The organism is Enterocloster lavalensis (assembly GCF_046603895.1).
GTDB lineage: Bacteria > Bacillota > Clostridia > Lachnospirales > Lachnospiraceae > Enterocloster > Enterocloster lavalensis.
On sequence record NZ_CP176637.1, the window covers coordinates 4279836 to 4294117 of the forward strand.

The following is a 14282-nucleotide window of genomic DNA, read 5'->3' on the forward strand; positions in this document are numbered from 1 at the left end:
GCAGCAGTCCGTACAATCTGCCGTCTTGTCCTTGCTTTGACATTTAACATTCCTATTTGGAATGGAATTTAATGAAATTATACAATTTTACAGAATGGAAATCAAGCCTTATACTGGGATTATCAAAAGAGGAACGGAGGAATTTTACAATGTATATGAAGAAATATCCCTGTGTGTATATGCGCGGCGGTACCAGTAAAGCCGTATTTTTCCACGAGAAGGACCTGCCGGAGGACAAGAGCGGGTGGGATGAAATTTTCCTGAAGGTGATGGGCACGCCGGATGTGAAGCAGATCGACGGCATGGGCGGAACCGTCTCATCCACCAGCAAAATCGCTGTGATTTCCCCCTCGGACCGCCAGGATGTGGATGTGAATTACACCTTCCGCCAAGTGGATATCGTGATTCCGCGGGTGGACGGAAGCGCCAACTGCGGCAATATTTCCTCCGCGGTGGGGCCGTTTGCCATCGACGAGGGCCTGGTTCCCGCGGTGGAGCCAATCACCGTGGTGCGGATTCTCAACACCAATACCAACAAGATCATTGAGGAGCATGTGCGGGTGGAGAACGGGCGCGCCATGGTGCACGGCGACGAGGTGATTAAGGGGGTTCCCGGAACCGGATCCCGCATCGATATGTATTTTGAGGATCCGGCCGGTTCCAGGACGGGCAAGCTGTTCCCAACAGGGCAGAAAAAGGAGATTTTCGACGTGCCGGGTTACGGTCCGGCGGAGGTGACGGTGCTGGACTGCTCCAATCCCATGGTGTTTATCAAGGCCTCGGACCTGGGAATCAAGGGCACGGAGCTGGTGGAGCTGAACCAGAACAAGGACGTGATGGAGCATATCGAGCGCATCCGCGGCATGGCGGCCGTGAAATGCGGATTTGTGGAGAATTGGGAGGAAGCCAGGACGAAATCCACCTCCGCCCCCAAGGTTTCCATCGTTTCCGCCCCTCAGGACTACGTGGACATGGACGGCAATCAGGTGAAGGCGGAGGATATGGATATCTGTGTCCGGGCGGTCTCAGTGGGAGCACTGCACAAGGCATACCCCATGACCGTTGCGGTGGGAACCGGATCGGCGGCCCGGATCGCAGGAACTATTGTCAGTGAGATTGCGGTGAACGACAAGGGCGCGGACGTGGTGCGTCTGGGGCACTCCAGCGGGATCACGGACGTGGACGTCAAGATGGATGGGGAAAACGTGCTGAAGGGCGGCGTGACCCGGACAGCCCGCAGAATTATGGACGGATACGTGTATATCAGGGAATAGGGGGAGAAAACGGTGAGGGGAGCCGGCTGCGGACTGCGGACGCGGTGCCGCCCGCCTGGCGCCCTCGCTGCCAATCAAATAATCTTAGGAGGAAATACTTATGGCATTGCAGGTTTTGGCGCTGGCCTGTCTGGTCGGGGCAATCGTATTGGGATTTGTAAAGAAAATGAACGTGGGAGTCGTATGTCTGGGTCTGGCCCTGGTGCTGGGCACAATCGGGGGAATTTCCAGCGGCGACATTTACAAGGGATTTCCCTACAAGCTGTTCGCTACTTTGTTGGGCACCATGCTGTTTTTCAGCCTGCTGCAGCAGAACGGAACCCTTGAAAAGGTCTCCCAGAAGCTGATCAGCCTGTGTGGGAAAAATACCTTTCTGGTTCCCATCATCGTCTATCTGGTAAGTTTCGGCCTCTCGGCGGCCGGACCCGGCGCAATCAGCGTGCAGTCCGTGACTGTGCTCTTCGCTGTGTCCCTGGCGGTTCAGATGGAGGTCAGCCCCGTGCTCATGGGCAGTATGGCGATCCTGGGCGCAGTGGGCGGCACCGCATCCCCCATTGCCCTGACGGGAATCATTGTGGAGGATCTGCTGGCGGAGATGGAGATCGGCGGTATGGGGATGAAGGTGTTCCTGGGCGTTTCCATCGCAAACTTTATCTGTGCCGCCGCCACCTACGTGGCGTTGGGCGGCTATAAGATCCGCAGAGCGGCCGCCGGGGAAAACAGCGGCATAGATTCGGCGGCGGAAGCGAGCGGCGCAGCGGGAAAACGCGGCAAAGCCTCTGCGGGAGCGTCCGCGGCCGGGAAATCATCCGGCGGTCTGAACCGGCATCAGTCCGTCAGTCTGGCAGCCCTTTTGGTAATGGTCGTGCTGGTGGTGGGATTCTCCTACGATGTGGGCCTGGTCTGCCTGACGCTCTCCCTGATTCTGATGCTGCTGGGCGCTGCGGATGAGAAAAAGGCCATCAAAATGATTCCCTGGAACGTGCTGATCCTGATTTCCGGCGTAAATGTGCTGATGAATATTACCCAGAAAATGGGAGGTATCGATCTGCTGTCGGATATCCTGGCCTCCTTCATGTCCGCCAGGACCGCGGCTCCCCTGATGGGTGTCACCGGCGGTATCATGTCCTGGTTCTCCAGCGCCAACGGTGTGGTATTCCCCACCCTGATCCCCGCTGTGCCGGATATCGCAGGGCAAGTGGGCGGCGCTTCTGTTTTGCAGATGGTGGTGGCAATCGTGTGCAGCGCCACGGTGGCCGGAATCAGTCCGCTGTCCACCGGCGGCAGCCTGATTATGGCCAGTTACACCCAGGAGACGGGCTGCGACGACAAGACCCAGCAGAAGCTTTTCGGGCAGCTTTTTGGCCTGTCAGCAGCGGTGGTGTGCATTGTATTTGTGTTGACGTTGGTTGGCGTTTTGGGATTTTTGGGATAAAGGAGGTATTTTTATGAATCGTTTTGCATATGTGGGCTGCCGCACCACCAAGGAGCGGGGAGCCAGGGGAAAAGGAATCAGCGTATACCGTGTGACGGAAAACGGCTGGGAGCCGGTGCAGATTTTGGAAGGCATGGTGAACCCGTCCTACCTGTGTTTGGACCGGCAGGGGAAAACGCTGTACGCGGTTCACGGGGATTTAAGCCAGGTGAGCGCCTGCCGGGTGGCCGAGGACGGCACGCTGGCATACTTAAATACCGTGGGCACCCACGGCACCAATCCGGTTCATCTGTCGCTGGACCACACGGGGAAATGGCTTTTTGTGGCAAATCTTCAGACCGGCGGCGTGTCTGTGATTCCAGTGCGTGAGGACGGCTCCTTAGACCGGATCAAGGAATTGGAGTTTATTTCCGGAAACGGCGGGCCGGGTTACATTTCCCATCCCCATCAGGTTGCACAGGACCGCACCGGACGATGGCTGCTGGTTCCCTCCCAGGGACGGCTCCAGGGCGTGGGAAAGATCACGGTGTTTCGCATCGATTCGGAGGCGGGCGCCATCACGGAGGTGTCCCATGTGAGGTCCAGAAGCGGCGCGGAGCCAAGGCACTGCGTGTTCCATCCCAATAACCGGTTCTGTTATGGGGTTAACGAGAAGGACAGCACGGCCCAGCTCTATGAGTTTGACGCTGAAAACGGGATTTTGAACCCCAGACAGATCGTCTCCGTGCTGCCCGAGGACTTTACCGGGGACGGATGGGCCAGCGCCATCGACATGGAGCCGTCCGGCCGCTTCCTCTACATTTCCAACCGCAGGCACGACAGCGTGACGGTGCTGAGCCTGGACCAGGAAAACGGGAAAATGCACGTGGTACAGAATATCAGGACCTGTGGGGAACAGCCCCGGTTTATCACGGTGGACCCGGATGGACGGCAGCTTCTGGCCGCCAATGAGCTCAGCGATTCGATCCAGTTCTTTGACATCGACGAGGCGGACGGCACTTTGAAGGAGAGCGGCACGGTCATCGGGACGGAAAGCCCGGTGTGCGTGGTGTTTATGGATAAATAGAAGATTCAGGAGGCAAACATGATTACATTACATAAAGGTAAGCATTATATTTTGAATAATGAGCGCATCGTATCCGCGGACGGGGCGGAGAAAACTGCGGCAGAGCAGGCGCTGTGGGTGGATTCTACGGCGCTCCCCCCGGAAGAGGGAAGGAAGCAGACGCTGACCTGGAAGGTTCTGGAAAACCACAACCATTCCGGCAGCATGGAGCATTTACAGATCCGCTTTGACTCCATGGGCGTCTATGACAATACCTACGTGGGTATTTTACAGACTGCTTACGCCAGCGGGCTGAAGGAGTTCCCCATGCCGTGCGTGTTCACCAACTGCCACAACTGTCTGGGAGCGGTGGGCGGAACCATCAATACGGATGTGCATAAATATGCGGAATCTGCCTGCAAGAAGTCCGGCGGCATTTTCGTGCCGCCCCACGAGGCGGTGATTCACCAGTACATGCGGGAAATGATCATTAATTCCGGGGATATGTCCATTGTGTCCGACTCCCACACCCGCTACGGCACCCAGGGTTCCCTGTCCATCGGCGAGGGCGGCCCGGAGCTGGCCAAGGCCATGCTGGGAAAATATTATGAGATCGATTACCCGGAGGTGATCGCGGTGTTTCTGACCGGAGCCCCCAAGCCCTGGGTGGGGCCAATGGACGTGGCGCTGAGCATCATCGGTAAGGTGTTCCGGAATAATTTTGTGAAAAACAAGGTGTTGGAGTTTGTCGGCCCGGGGTTAAAGTCCTTGTCCATGGATTTCCGCAACGGCATTGACACCATGACCACCGAATCCGCCTGCCTGTCCTCCATCTGGGCCACGGATGAGCGCACCAGGGAGTATTTTGAGATCCATAACCGGCCGGAAGGATACCGGAAAATGGAGCCCGGAAATGCCGCCCTGTACGACGGTGTGGTGGAGGTCAATCTGGACGCCGTCGTGCCCATGATCGCCCTGCCCTTCCACCCCAGCAACGCCTATCCCCTGGCGGATGTGATCGCGGACCCGGAATATTATCTGGGACTGGTGGAGGCGGAGGCTGGGAAGGTATTTGAGAACAACCCGGATATCCGGCTGGACTTAAGGTCCAAGATCGTGGATGGGAAAATCAAGGTGGACCAGGCGGCCATCGCGGGCTGCGCGGCGGGATCCTTTGAAAATATCTGCGCCGTGGATCAGATTGCCAGAAAGCTGGACAACGGACTGGGAACCTTCCCGCTCAACATTTATCCGGCTTCCCAGCCGATTATGTACGAGCTGAACCGGGCCGGCGTGCTCAACGACCTGATGGGCTACGGCGCGCGGGTGAAAACCGCATTCTGCGGCCCCTGCTTCGGCGCTTCCGACGCCCCAGGCAACAACGATTTCTGTATCCGCCACAGCACCCGCAACTTCCCCAATCGGGAGGGCTCCAATCCGGCCACCGGACAGATCGCGTCCGTGGCACTGATGGATTCCCGCTCCATTGCGGCCACCGCTTTTAACGGGGGATACCTGACTTCGGCGGAGACGTGCCCGGTGGAACCTGCGATTCCGGAGTACCATTTTAATGGAAAGATCTATGAAAATATTGTTTACAACGGTTTTGGAAAGGCGAAGCCGGAGACGGAGATCGTGTACGGTCCCTCCATCAAGGACTGGCCGGAGATGTCCAGGCTGACTGAAAACCTGCTGTTAAAGGTGGCCAGCGTGATCCGTGACGAGGTGACCACCACCGACGAGCTGATTCCCTCCGGGGAGACGGCCTCCCACCGCTCAAATCCCTACAAGATTTCGGAGTACACCCTGATCCGCAAGGACCCGGCTTATGTGGGAAATGCCAAGGCCGCGCAGGTTTACGAGAAAGCCCGTTTGAACGGCGACGGGGAGAAGGCGGCGGAATTTTACCAGGTGCTTAAGTGCGCGGGCGTGGACGCGCCGGTGGAGGAACTTATGCAGACCACCGGAATCGGCACCGTGCTTTACGCCAAACGCCCCGGCGACGGCTCCGCCCGGGAGTACGCCGCCAGCTGCCAGAAAGTGTTGGGCGGGCTGGCTAATATCTGCATTGAGTACGCCACCAAGCGCTACCGCAGCAACTGCGTGAACTGGGGGATTCTGCCTTTTATCAGCCCTGAGCCGGAGACCAGCCTGGCGGTGGGAGAGTATGTCTACCTTCCGGGCATCCGCAGCGCAGTGGAGGCGGGAAAGACCGCGGTGGAGGCCACGGTGATCGGAACCGATAGAAGTACGCGGAAAATGGAACTGGAGCTTAAGGGCGTGACGGAGGCGGAGAAGAAGGTGCTGCTGGCGGGAAGCCTGATCAATTTTTATAAGGAATAAAACGATTATGGCTGAGTTGAGAGAGTTAGCGCGGTTTGTCCATGACCTGACCTGGGAGGAACTGCCGGAATCTGTGAGGCAGACCGCGGTGCTGCGGGTTCTGGATCTGGTGAGCGTGTCTATGGGGGCGGTGAATGACGGTCTGGCGCGGACCGCCCTGGATTCCTACCGGCAGAGGTCCGGGACCGGGCCGTGCAGCGTCTGGGGCATGGACCAGCTGCTGCCCATGGCGGAGGCGGCCAGGGTGAACGCCATGCTGGCCCACACCCTGGAGCTGGACGACGTGCATACCGCCTCCAAGACCCACGGCAGCGCCAGCATCATTCCGGCGGCCTGGGCCTGTGGGGAATATCTGGGCAGTACGGGCCGGGAATTTTTGCTTGCGGCGATCTGCGGGTATGAGGTTACGGCGCGGATTGGCATGGCTCTGGGCGTGGCCTCCCACCGGAAAAAGGGCTGGCACGCCACGGCGACCTGCGGTGTATTCGGCTGCGCGGCGGCAGCGGCAAAGCTCCTGGGCCTGACTGTGGATGAGACCGTATCCGCACTTGGGATGGCCGGAACACAGAGCGCGGGCCTGTGGGCGTTTCTGGGGGACGGAGCCAGCTGCAAGGTGCTCCACACGGCCCACGCGGCGGCCTGCGGGCTGGACGCGGCCTTTCTGGCCGGGGCGGGTATGACCGGGCCGGAACACATTTTGGAGGCCGGGGACGGCGGACTGCTGGCGGCCATGTCGGACTGTCACGATCTGAGCCGGGTTTCGGCCGGGTTGGGGGAGACATGGGAAATCCTGAACATGGACGTCAAGCCCTACCCTTGCTGCCGAAGCGCCCACTGCGCCGTGGACTGTGCCCTGGCGCTGCGGGACCGGGTGGAGCCGGAGAAAATCGAGAGTATTTTCATTAAAACCTATCAGGTTGGCTATCGCCAGTGCGCGGTCAGCGAGGGATGCCGGAATCCGCGGACTCCGCTGGACGCGAAATTTTCCACCCCTTACGCGGTGGCGGCGGCGTTTCTGGAGAGAAAGGTGACCATGGATGAATTTGCGCCGGAGCGGGTGCTGCGGGCGGATATCCAGGAGCTGCTGCACAAAGTGAGAGTGCAGGAGGATGAGAAATTTACCGGGGAATATCCGAAGCATTGGGGGTGTGCCATGGAAGTGGAGACGGCGGACGGCAGAACCTTGCGGACCGAAGTCAGGGACGCCTCGGGCAGCGTCATGAATCCGCTCTCACCGGAGCAGATGGCCGCCAAGGCGGAGAATTTCATCGGGATAGCGCGCCCGGGACGGGAGCGGGAGGTGATGCGCAGCGTGATGGAACTGCCGGAGGCGGGGCGGCTGCCAAGGCTGTAGGGCGCAGGTCCAGGGAGCGAGCGGTTGCCAAGAAAGTAGGGCGTTAGCGCAGGGAACGGGGAGGCCACGCCTTTCCGCGGCGTTCCCTGCTGGATGACAGAAAGAGGGGACGGTTGTCAGCCGTCCCCTCTTTTATACGGGAGTTTATCCCTGTGATATCGGTTCATTATTTTTCCGGCACAATCTCCATCACAAAAGGCTGTTCCCAATAAAACCTCGCCAAGTGGAATTTCAGCGTCACCTCCGTGTCGCCCTCCTTGTAAAAGACCCGGAAGCCGGTTAATGTGCCGTTTCCGTCATAGTCGTACCGCCCGCGTTCCCATCCGCCGTACTGCATTCTCTCGCAGAGCAGACCTCTTAAGATCAGATCCTTGTCTTCGTGGACCGCTTTCACGTAGATGTAGACAGCCGGTTTATCGACTACCTTGAGTTCCCCGGCGGCATCCGTCGCCCCCACGGTCTGCGGCCCCTGCAGTTTTTTGATACCGATAATGCGCACAGAACCTTCTTCCCAGGGAATATCCACGTTCAGCTCCTCATAGTCATCCGGGATCGTCAGGGTGACGGGGGTGGATTCCTCCTGACCCGAAAACGTGATTCCCGGAATATTGACCTGAAACGTGGTATTCTGCTGGTCCGCAGGAACGTCGAACATACAGAGGAACCGCCGGGAGTCCCATTTGAGGTCCGACAGCCTGTAAAATCCCGGGTTGTCCCAGTAGGGATTGGCCTTCATCTGCTTGATCGGATATTCGTTCCCTCCGCTGGATATGGTGGACATGGCGATTTCCTGAAGCGGCGGCACGTAATGGATGCTGAAGGGACAGTCCGGCGTCTCGTCGTACACATACCAGGAGACCAGAATCCCGTCCTCCACCTGCTCTCCCATGCTGATGATGGTGATTCCGTCATGGGTGTCCAGGCTGCCGTGCTCCGCTGCCGCCAGTTCCTCCAGGGTTTCATACTCAGGAGTAGATTTCAGGGAAAATTCCAGGGGCTGTTCGAAATCGAGGACTCGAAGGGCATACCCGGACAGAGCCTTTTCATCCGTTGGGGCAGCGGGAAGCTGGAAACGCGCCTCAATGCAGTAACGCATACTTCCGTATGCCTCAAAATACTGGGAATCGGCACCGTACATGGATTCCACCGGCTTGATCCCGTCCTCCGGGAGCCCCGGACCAGTCAGAAACAAACCTTCGTCCGAGGACCACAGCTCGCTCTGATATTTCTCCTCCGGGTTGAGCAGACGCCCGTCCGTGAGCGTGATATATTTGCCGGCATCAGGGGGCTCGCTGCCCGGGGGAAGGGCCTCTACGGAAGGATCGATCAGGATGGCGCTCACGGTCAGCTCCTGCTTGTGGCAGAGGGCGGACGTCAGGGCAAGCGTCTTTTCTTTCTGGGGGAATTCCAGCTGAACCGTGGAATCCAGCTCATAGACCGGATATTCCGATTGGACGATTCCGTAGGTGCGGAGGAACTGGAACGGAAGGGCGGAAAGCGCTGCGTCCGAGCTGCCGGGTGCCCCGGCGTTTCCGTCCGCGCCTGTGCCGCCGGGTACCCCGGCGTTTCCGTCCGCGCCTGTGCCGCCGGGTACCCCGGCGTTTCCATCCGCGCCCGTGCCGCCAGGTGCCCCGGCGTTTCCGTCCGCGCCCGTGCCGCCAGGTGCCCCGGCGTTTCCATCCGCGTCCACCCCGCCGGGCCTTTCCCCGTCATCCGCCCCGTTCATTTCCCCCACCGCGCTGCTCCCGGCGCCCGAGGCATTTCCCGGCGTCTCACCGCCCGCGCCGGGGCCTGTTTGGCAGCCGGACAGCAATGCGGACAGCAGGCCTGCAATTATTAAAACAGTGATCGAGCGTTTCTTCATGGCGAGTCCTCCCCTCTCCAACGGAATACACATACATTGTTCTATTTTTATCATAACAGAGCCGTCGCCTGCATTTTTTTCTTATTTCTTAAGTCTTCTGAACAGAATCATTAAATCATCTGCCTGCGCGTTTACGGCGCATATTTTTGTTTGTATGTTCCGCCCAAAACCAATATAATAGGTGTAGAAGGGCCTGCTGCAAAACAGATTGACGGGGCCCGCAGAAAGCAGGTGGCAGTTATGGACGGCAGGATTTTGCTGGTGGACGACGAGAAGGACATTTTGGATTTGCTGGAGGAGGTTTTGCGCAGGGACGGATTTCGGGAGATCAGGAGGGCGCAAGACGGGGCCGGGGCCATCCGGGCCTGCCGGGAATTTTTGCCCGACGCGGTGGTGCTGGACATCATGCTTCCCGATCTGGACGGGCTGGAGGTCTGCAAGCAGATACGGGAATTTTCCTATTGCTCGATTTTGTTCCTGTCCTCGAAAAACGACGATATCGATAAGATTCTCGGTCTTTCCTGCGGCGGCGACGATTACATCACAAAACCCTTCAGCCCCCGGGAGGTGGTGTTCCGCGTGAAGGCCCAGCTCCGCCGCCAGCAGTACCAGGGAGCCGGGCCGGCTGCCGCCGGGACGCTTTTGACCGCGGGTCCGATTTCGGTGGACCGGGACAGCGGCCGGGCCTATAAGGACGGCAGGGAACTGGACCTTACGGGGCGGGAATTTCTGCTGCTGGCCTGCCTTGTGGAAAATGCGGATAAAATCATCAGCAAGGAGCGGCTTTATGAGCAGGTGTGGGGAGCGTACAGCGCCATCTGCGACAATACCATTATGGTCCATATCCGGCACCTGCGGGAAAAGATCGAGGACTCCCCCTCGAGTCCCAGGCAGCTGGTTACAGTTAAGGGCTTGGGCTACAAGCTCAAAAAAAGGACGGGCTAAATGAGAAAATCCGGTTATCGCACAGTATTCCACATTTATCTGATCTTCTTTCTGGCAATGCTCGGGGCCATTCTGGCTGCGTCCGGGCTGCTGTTCCTGCTGATCACCGTCCGCAGGCCGGACGGCTCCCTTGCGAGGAGCAACTGGCCGCAAACCTTTGCCGGGGAGTTCCGGGAGGAGATTATGTTTGACGGCGGAGCTGTCCGGGTGAGCCGGGAGGGGATCCGGCTGCTGCGGGACAACGGCGTGGGATTGCAGATATTGGATTCCTCCGGCGCGGACATCGCCAATTACCAGAAGCCGGAGCTGGCCCGGGAGACCTATTCGCGCGCGGATTTGCTGCGCCTTAGCCGGGACGGACGGTGGGAGGACGAAGAGACCACGGCGTTTATCGGGTCGGTGACGGAGGAAGGGGAGGAGTATCTCTACATTCTGTATGTTCCGGTGAACATTTCAAAGGTCACGATGTACTTGAACGGGGAGCGGTTTGCGGGCGGGAAGGCGGTGATTCTTCCGGTGTTGGGCTGCCTGTTTCTGACCGTGGTTATTTCCGGCCTCCTCTACGGGATTTTGACCACAAGGGCCATGAGGCAGGTGATCATTTCCGTTGGGGACGTATCCGCGCGCAGTTACCTTCCCGTTCAGAAACGGGGCGTTTTCCGGGACCTTTACAGCAGTCTCAATGGGCTGGACGAGCAGATTCGGGCCAGCGACCGGCTGAAGGAGCAGACGGACCGGATGCGGGAGGAGTGGATCGCCAACATTACCCACGATTTAAAAACGCCGCTCTCCCCGATCAGGGGGTACGCGGAGGTTTTGCTGGAGGACGGAGGGGGAAATGAAGCCCAGGTGCGGCAGTATGCGGGGATTGTGCTCAAAAATGCCTCCTATATGGAGTGTCTGATCGACGATTTGAAGCTGACATATCAGCTTGAAAATGGGATGCTGCCCCTGCGGGCCGTGGAGGGGGACGTGGTCCGGTTTTTGAGGGAGCTGGCCATCGACATTTTAAACGCCCCGGATTATGAGGAGCGGACCATCCGTTTTGAGGCAGGACAAGAGTCGGTGCGATACCCGTTTGACCCGACGCTGTTTGAGCGGGCGTTCCGAAATCTGGTGATCAACGCGTTTGTACACGGAAATGAGGACACGGAGGTCACCCTGCGGGTCTGGGATTCAGATGGGGAGCTCAGGATCGAGGTGGCGGACAATGGCGCGGGAATGGGACCGGAGGCGTGTGAACACCTCTTTGACCGCTATTACCGGGGGGAGAACACCGGGCAAAAGCCGGAGGGAACCGGCTTGGGGCTGGCCATCGCCAAAGGTATGATTGAGCTGCACGGCGGGACAATCTCCGTCGCAAGCGCCCCCGGGGCGGGCAGTGTGTTCCGGATCGTGTTTCCGCACGCTTAAGGTTAATTAAGGTTGTCTGAAAATGAGATTAAGGTTGGCAGGTTATCATGGAAGCAGTGATAACCGCCGGCCTTTTTTGATGTGAGAGGGCGGGCGGTAACAAGCCAAAGGAAGCAGGTGACGTTATGAAAATGATGCTGAAATACTGTCTGACCAATGTAAGAGAGCGGAAGGCGCGGACCGCTGTGATGTTGCTGTCCATTGTGCTCTCCGCCACCCTCCTGTTCGTCTCGTTTTCCATCGGCGTTTCCTATGAGAGCGCCCAGCGGAAAATGGCCCGGGGCCTGGCTGGCAGCGCCACGGTGGCCGTGACCTTGGTGGACGGCGCCATAAGCCGGGAGGAGATTCCAGAGCTGCCGTCCGTGGGCGCGGCCGCGGGTATCTGGGAGGGAAAGGCGCTCTATCACGAAAATGGATATTATGAGAGTATCGATTTAATTGGGGCGGATTTGGCGCAGTTAAACCGGATCAACCCTCCGCGGCTGGCGGACGGCGGGGAGATCGCCGGTTTTTCCGGCAATCAGGTGATTCTGCCGGACCGTTTTACTTCAAAGTATGGCATTGAGGAGGGAAATGATATTACATTGGAAATAAATGGGAATCCAGTGAAGTTTCAGGTGGCGCGGATCGCGGCCTACGATACGGTCTTTCTGCGCCACACCAGGGGCGCGACCGCGCTGCTGCCTCTGTCCACCGCGGCCGGGCTTTTGGGACAGCCGGAGGGGTACGGCAAAATCCTGATCGAACCGGCAGAGGGCGTTTCCACGGAGGAGTTGAAACGGGACCTGCAATCGGTGTTTCCGCCCGGGGATTACCGGGTGTCGGAGACGGTAAACCAGGCGCAGATTGCCGCGGACGCCAGGCAGAAGACCATGCCGTTTTTTTTGATCAGCTTTTTTGCCATGACCATGAGCGTTTTTATCATTTACAGCAGCTACAAGGTGATCACCCTGGACCGGCTGCCGGTGATCGGCACGTTCCGCAGCATCGGCGCGACCCGGCGGACCGTGACCTGCATGCTTCTGCTGGAAAGTGTATTTTACGGGAGCTTGGGCGGCGCGGCGGGAATTCTCCTTGGGCTGCCTGCGCTAAAATTGATTCTGCGGGGAATGGGGGCGTCTTTGGGTCTGGGAATTGAGATACCGGTTGTGATTTCTTCGCTGGGAATCGGCGTATCCCTGGCCGTGGCGGTCCTTGTCTCGCTGCTGTCCGCCTGGATTCCGGTGCGGCGGGTAAGCCGCCTGCCGCTGCGGGAGGTGATGGCGGGCGCGGTGGAGGAAGCGCCCCCTTCGCGGCGTCTGGTTGTGGCAGTGGGGGCTGCGCTGTTCGGAATTTCCGTGGCGCTTCCCCGGGCGGCTTCGGGAAAGCTTCTGTACCTGGCCGGGGGGTGCTCTCTGCTGGGGCTGATCGCTGGGGCGATTCTGATCATTCCACCCCTTTCGGACCTGCTCTCCATGGGGCTGGAACGCCTGTACGGGGCGCTGCCCGGAAATGAGGCCGCGCTGGCCGCGCGTAATATGCGGGAGAACCGGAATATACAGCAGAATATTACCCTGCTTTTTATCAGTATCTCCGCGGTGATCGCCATTTCCGTTGTGGGCGATTTTGTCACGTCCTATGTGAGCGACGTGTTTCGGGGCGCGGAGCTGGAAGGGTTCGCGGACGGAACCATGGAGCCTGAATTTGTGGAGCGGGTAAGGCGTATGGACGGCGTTGAGACGGTGCTGCCCCTCCATGTGTATAAGGACCGGATTCAGGCCGGGGGCCGGATGATCCGCCGCGTGGAGGCGACGGACAATTTGGAACGGTACGTGTCCATGTTCGCGCTTCACGAGACGGAGAAGGGAGCGCTGGGGCGGGCGGAAGCTGTTTTTGACCGGGAGCGGACCGTGCTGCTGAGCGAGGACTGCATGGAGCGGACGGGATTTCATGTGGGGGATGTCGTGGCGCTCTTTGACGGCGCGGTGCAGAGGGAGTATCGGGTGGGCGGAAGCTTTAAATCCCGGGCTACCGATGTGGAGGCGGTGATTTCTTCATCCTTTGCGGCCGAAGATTTTGGGGCCGATGCTTACCAGTTCCTGGCTTACACCGCCGCCGATCCCGAGGCGGTTATGGTGCAGATTCGGGATCTGTTCGGCGGGACTCCGAACTGGAGCCGGACCGTGGAGGAATTTTACAGCGACGCGCTGTCCACGGTGGGGGCGTTCCTGCGGCCCATGCACAGCATGATCTATTTTATTCTGCTGATGGCTGGGGTGGGGGTGACCAACAATCTGCTCATCAATTATATGCAGAAGAGGCGCGTGACCGCCATGTACAAATCCGTGGGCCTCAGCAACCGCCAGCACGCGGTGATGGCGCTGGCGGAGGCATTTTCCTCGGGTCTGATCGGAGCAGCAGTTGCGGTGTTCGTCTCCTGGCTGGAGATCGGCACGATTTTCCTGGTGGCGGGTCCGAAAATTCAGATGGCGCCGGAGCTGAACGCCGCCGTATTCTGCAGGGCCGGAATCATGGGGATCGCGGTGACCCTGCTTGGCTCTGCGGTTCCGATCGTTAAGTGCAGGCGTATGAAGCTGGTGGAAGAAATCAAGTTTGAATGAGGAGGGAAC

At 58.9% G+C, this 14282-nt stretch carries 9 protein-coding genes; 8 read left to right on the top strand and 1 reads right to left on the bottom strand.

Annotated features, from left to right (window positions below):
- Positions 1-149 precede the first annotated feature (149 nt).
- The 5 genes from ACK2JC_RS19095 to ACK2JC_RS19115 all read left to right on the top strand — a co-directional run bounded on the left by ACK2JC_RS19095 (position 150) and on the right by ACK2JC_RS19115 (position 7451).
- On the top strand, positions 150-1274 hold the full coding sequence (locus tag ACK2JC_RS19095; protein ID WP_107434366.1) for a 2-methylaconitate cis-trans isomerase PrpF family protein: 1125 nt from the start codon (positions 150-152) through the stop codon (positions 1272-1274).
- Positions 1275-1374: 100 nt separating this feature from the next.
- A complete protein-coding gene (locus ACK2JC_RS19100; protein ID WP_320936177.1) occupies positions 1375-2709 on the top strand; it encodes an SLC13 family permease in 1335 nt (444 codons plus the stop codon).
- Between the two features lie 13 nt (positions 2710-2722).
- Positions 2723-3775, top strand: a complete 1053-nt coding sequence (locus ACK2JC_RS19105) for a lactonase family protein (RefSeq protein WP_320936176.1) — start codon at positions 2723-2725, stop codon at positions 3773-3775.
- A gap of 18 nt (positions 3776-3793) precedes the next feature.
- A complete protein-coding gene (locus tag ACK2JC_RS19110) occupies positions 3794-6097 on the top strand; it encodes a hydratase (RefSeq protein WP_320936175.1) in 2304 nt (767 codons plus the stop codon).
- Between the two features lie 7 nt (positions 6098-6104).
- Entirely contained in the window at positions 6105-7451 is a 1347-nt protein-coding gene (locus ACK2JC_RS19115; RefSeq protein WP_320936174.1) for an MmgE/PrpD family protein, read from the top strand.
- A gap of 166 nt (positions 7452-7617) precedes the next feature.
- Here ACK2JC_RS19115 and ACK2JC_RS19120 read toward each other — a convergent pair whose 3' ends face one another.
- A complete protein-coding gene (locus ACK2JC_RS19120; protein WP_368270959.1) occupies positions 7618-9315 on the bottom strand; it encodes a hypothetical protein in 1698 nt (565 codons plus the stop codon).
- A 240-nt stretch (positions 9316-9555) separates the two neighbouring features.
- On the opposite strand from ACK2JC_RS19120, the gene ACK2JC_RS19125 reads away from it, so the two are divergent.
- The 3 genes from ACK2JC_RS19125 to ACK2JC_RS19135 all read left to right on the top strand — a co-directional run bounded on the left by ACK2JC_RS19125 (position 9556) and on the right by ACK2JC_RS19135 (position 14273).
- Positions 9556-10260 (top strand): response regulator transcription factor, encoded by a 705-nt coding sequence (locus ACK2JC_RS19125; protein ID WP_092361233.1) that lies wholly within the window; start codon positions 9556-9558, stop codon positions 10258-10260.
- Positions 10261-11673 carry a HAMP domain-containing sensor histidine kinase gene (locus ACK2JC_RS19130; RefSeq protein WP_320936865.1) on the top strand — a complete coding sequence of 471 codons (1413 nt, stop codon included), beginning with the start codon at positions 10261-10263 and terminating at the stop codon, positions 11671-11673.
- 125 nt (positions 11674-11798) lie between these two features.
- The gene (locus tag ACK2JC_RS19135) at positions 11799-14273 is read left to right on the top strand and encodes an FtsX-like permease family protein (protein WP_368270958.1); all 2475 of its coding nucleotides are present in this window, start codon (positions 11799-11801) and stop codon (positions 14271-14273) included.
- Positions 14274-14282: the final 9 nt, after the last annotated feature.

Coding starts and splice junctions, on each gene's coding strand:
- ACK2JC_RS19095 (WP_107434366.1), top strand. CDS start 150: ATGTATATGAAGAAATATCCCTGTGTGTATATGCGCGGCGGTACCAGT.
- ACK2JC_RS19100 (WP_320936177.1), top strand. CDS start 1,375: ATGGCATTGCAGGTTTTGGCGCTGGCCTGTCTGGTCGGGGCAATCGTA.
- ACK2JC_RS19105 (WP_320936176.1), top strand. CDS start 2,723: ATGAATCGTTTTGCATATGTGGGCTGCCGCACCACCAAGGAGCGGGGA.
- ACK2JC_RS19110 (WP_320936175.1), top strand. CDS start 3,794: ATGATTACATTACATAAAGGTAAGCATTATATTTTGAATAATGAGCGC.
- ACK2JC_RS19115 (WP_320936174.1), top strand. CDS start 6,105: ATGGCTGAGTTGAGAGAGTTAGCGCGGTTTGTCCATGACCTGACCTGG.
- ACK2JC_RS19120 (WP_368270959.1), bottom strand. CDS start 9,315: ATGAAGAAACGCTCGATCACTGTTTTAATAATTGCAGGCCTGCTGTCC.
- ACK2JC_RS19125 (WP_092361233.1), top strand. CDS start 9,556: ATGGACGGCAGGATTTTGCTGGTGGACGACGAGAAGGACATTTTGGAT.
- ACK2JC_RS19130 (WP_320936865.1), top strand. CDS start 10,261: ATGAGAAAATCCGGTTATCGCACAGTATTCCACATTTATCTGATCTTC.
- ACK2JC_RS19135 (WP_368270958.1), top strand. CDS start 11,799: ATGAAAATGATGCTGAAATACTGTCTGACCAATGTAAGAGAGCGGAAG.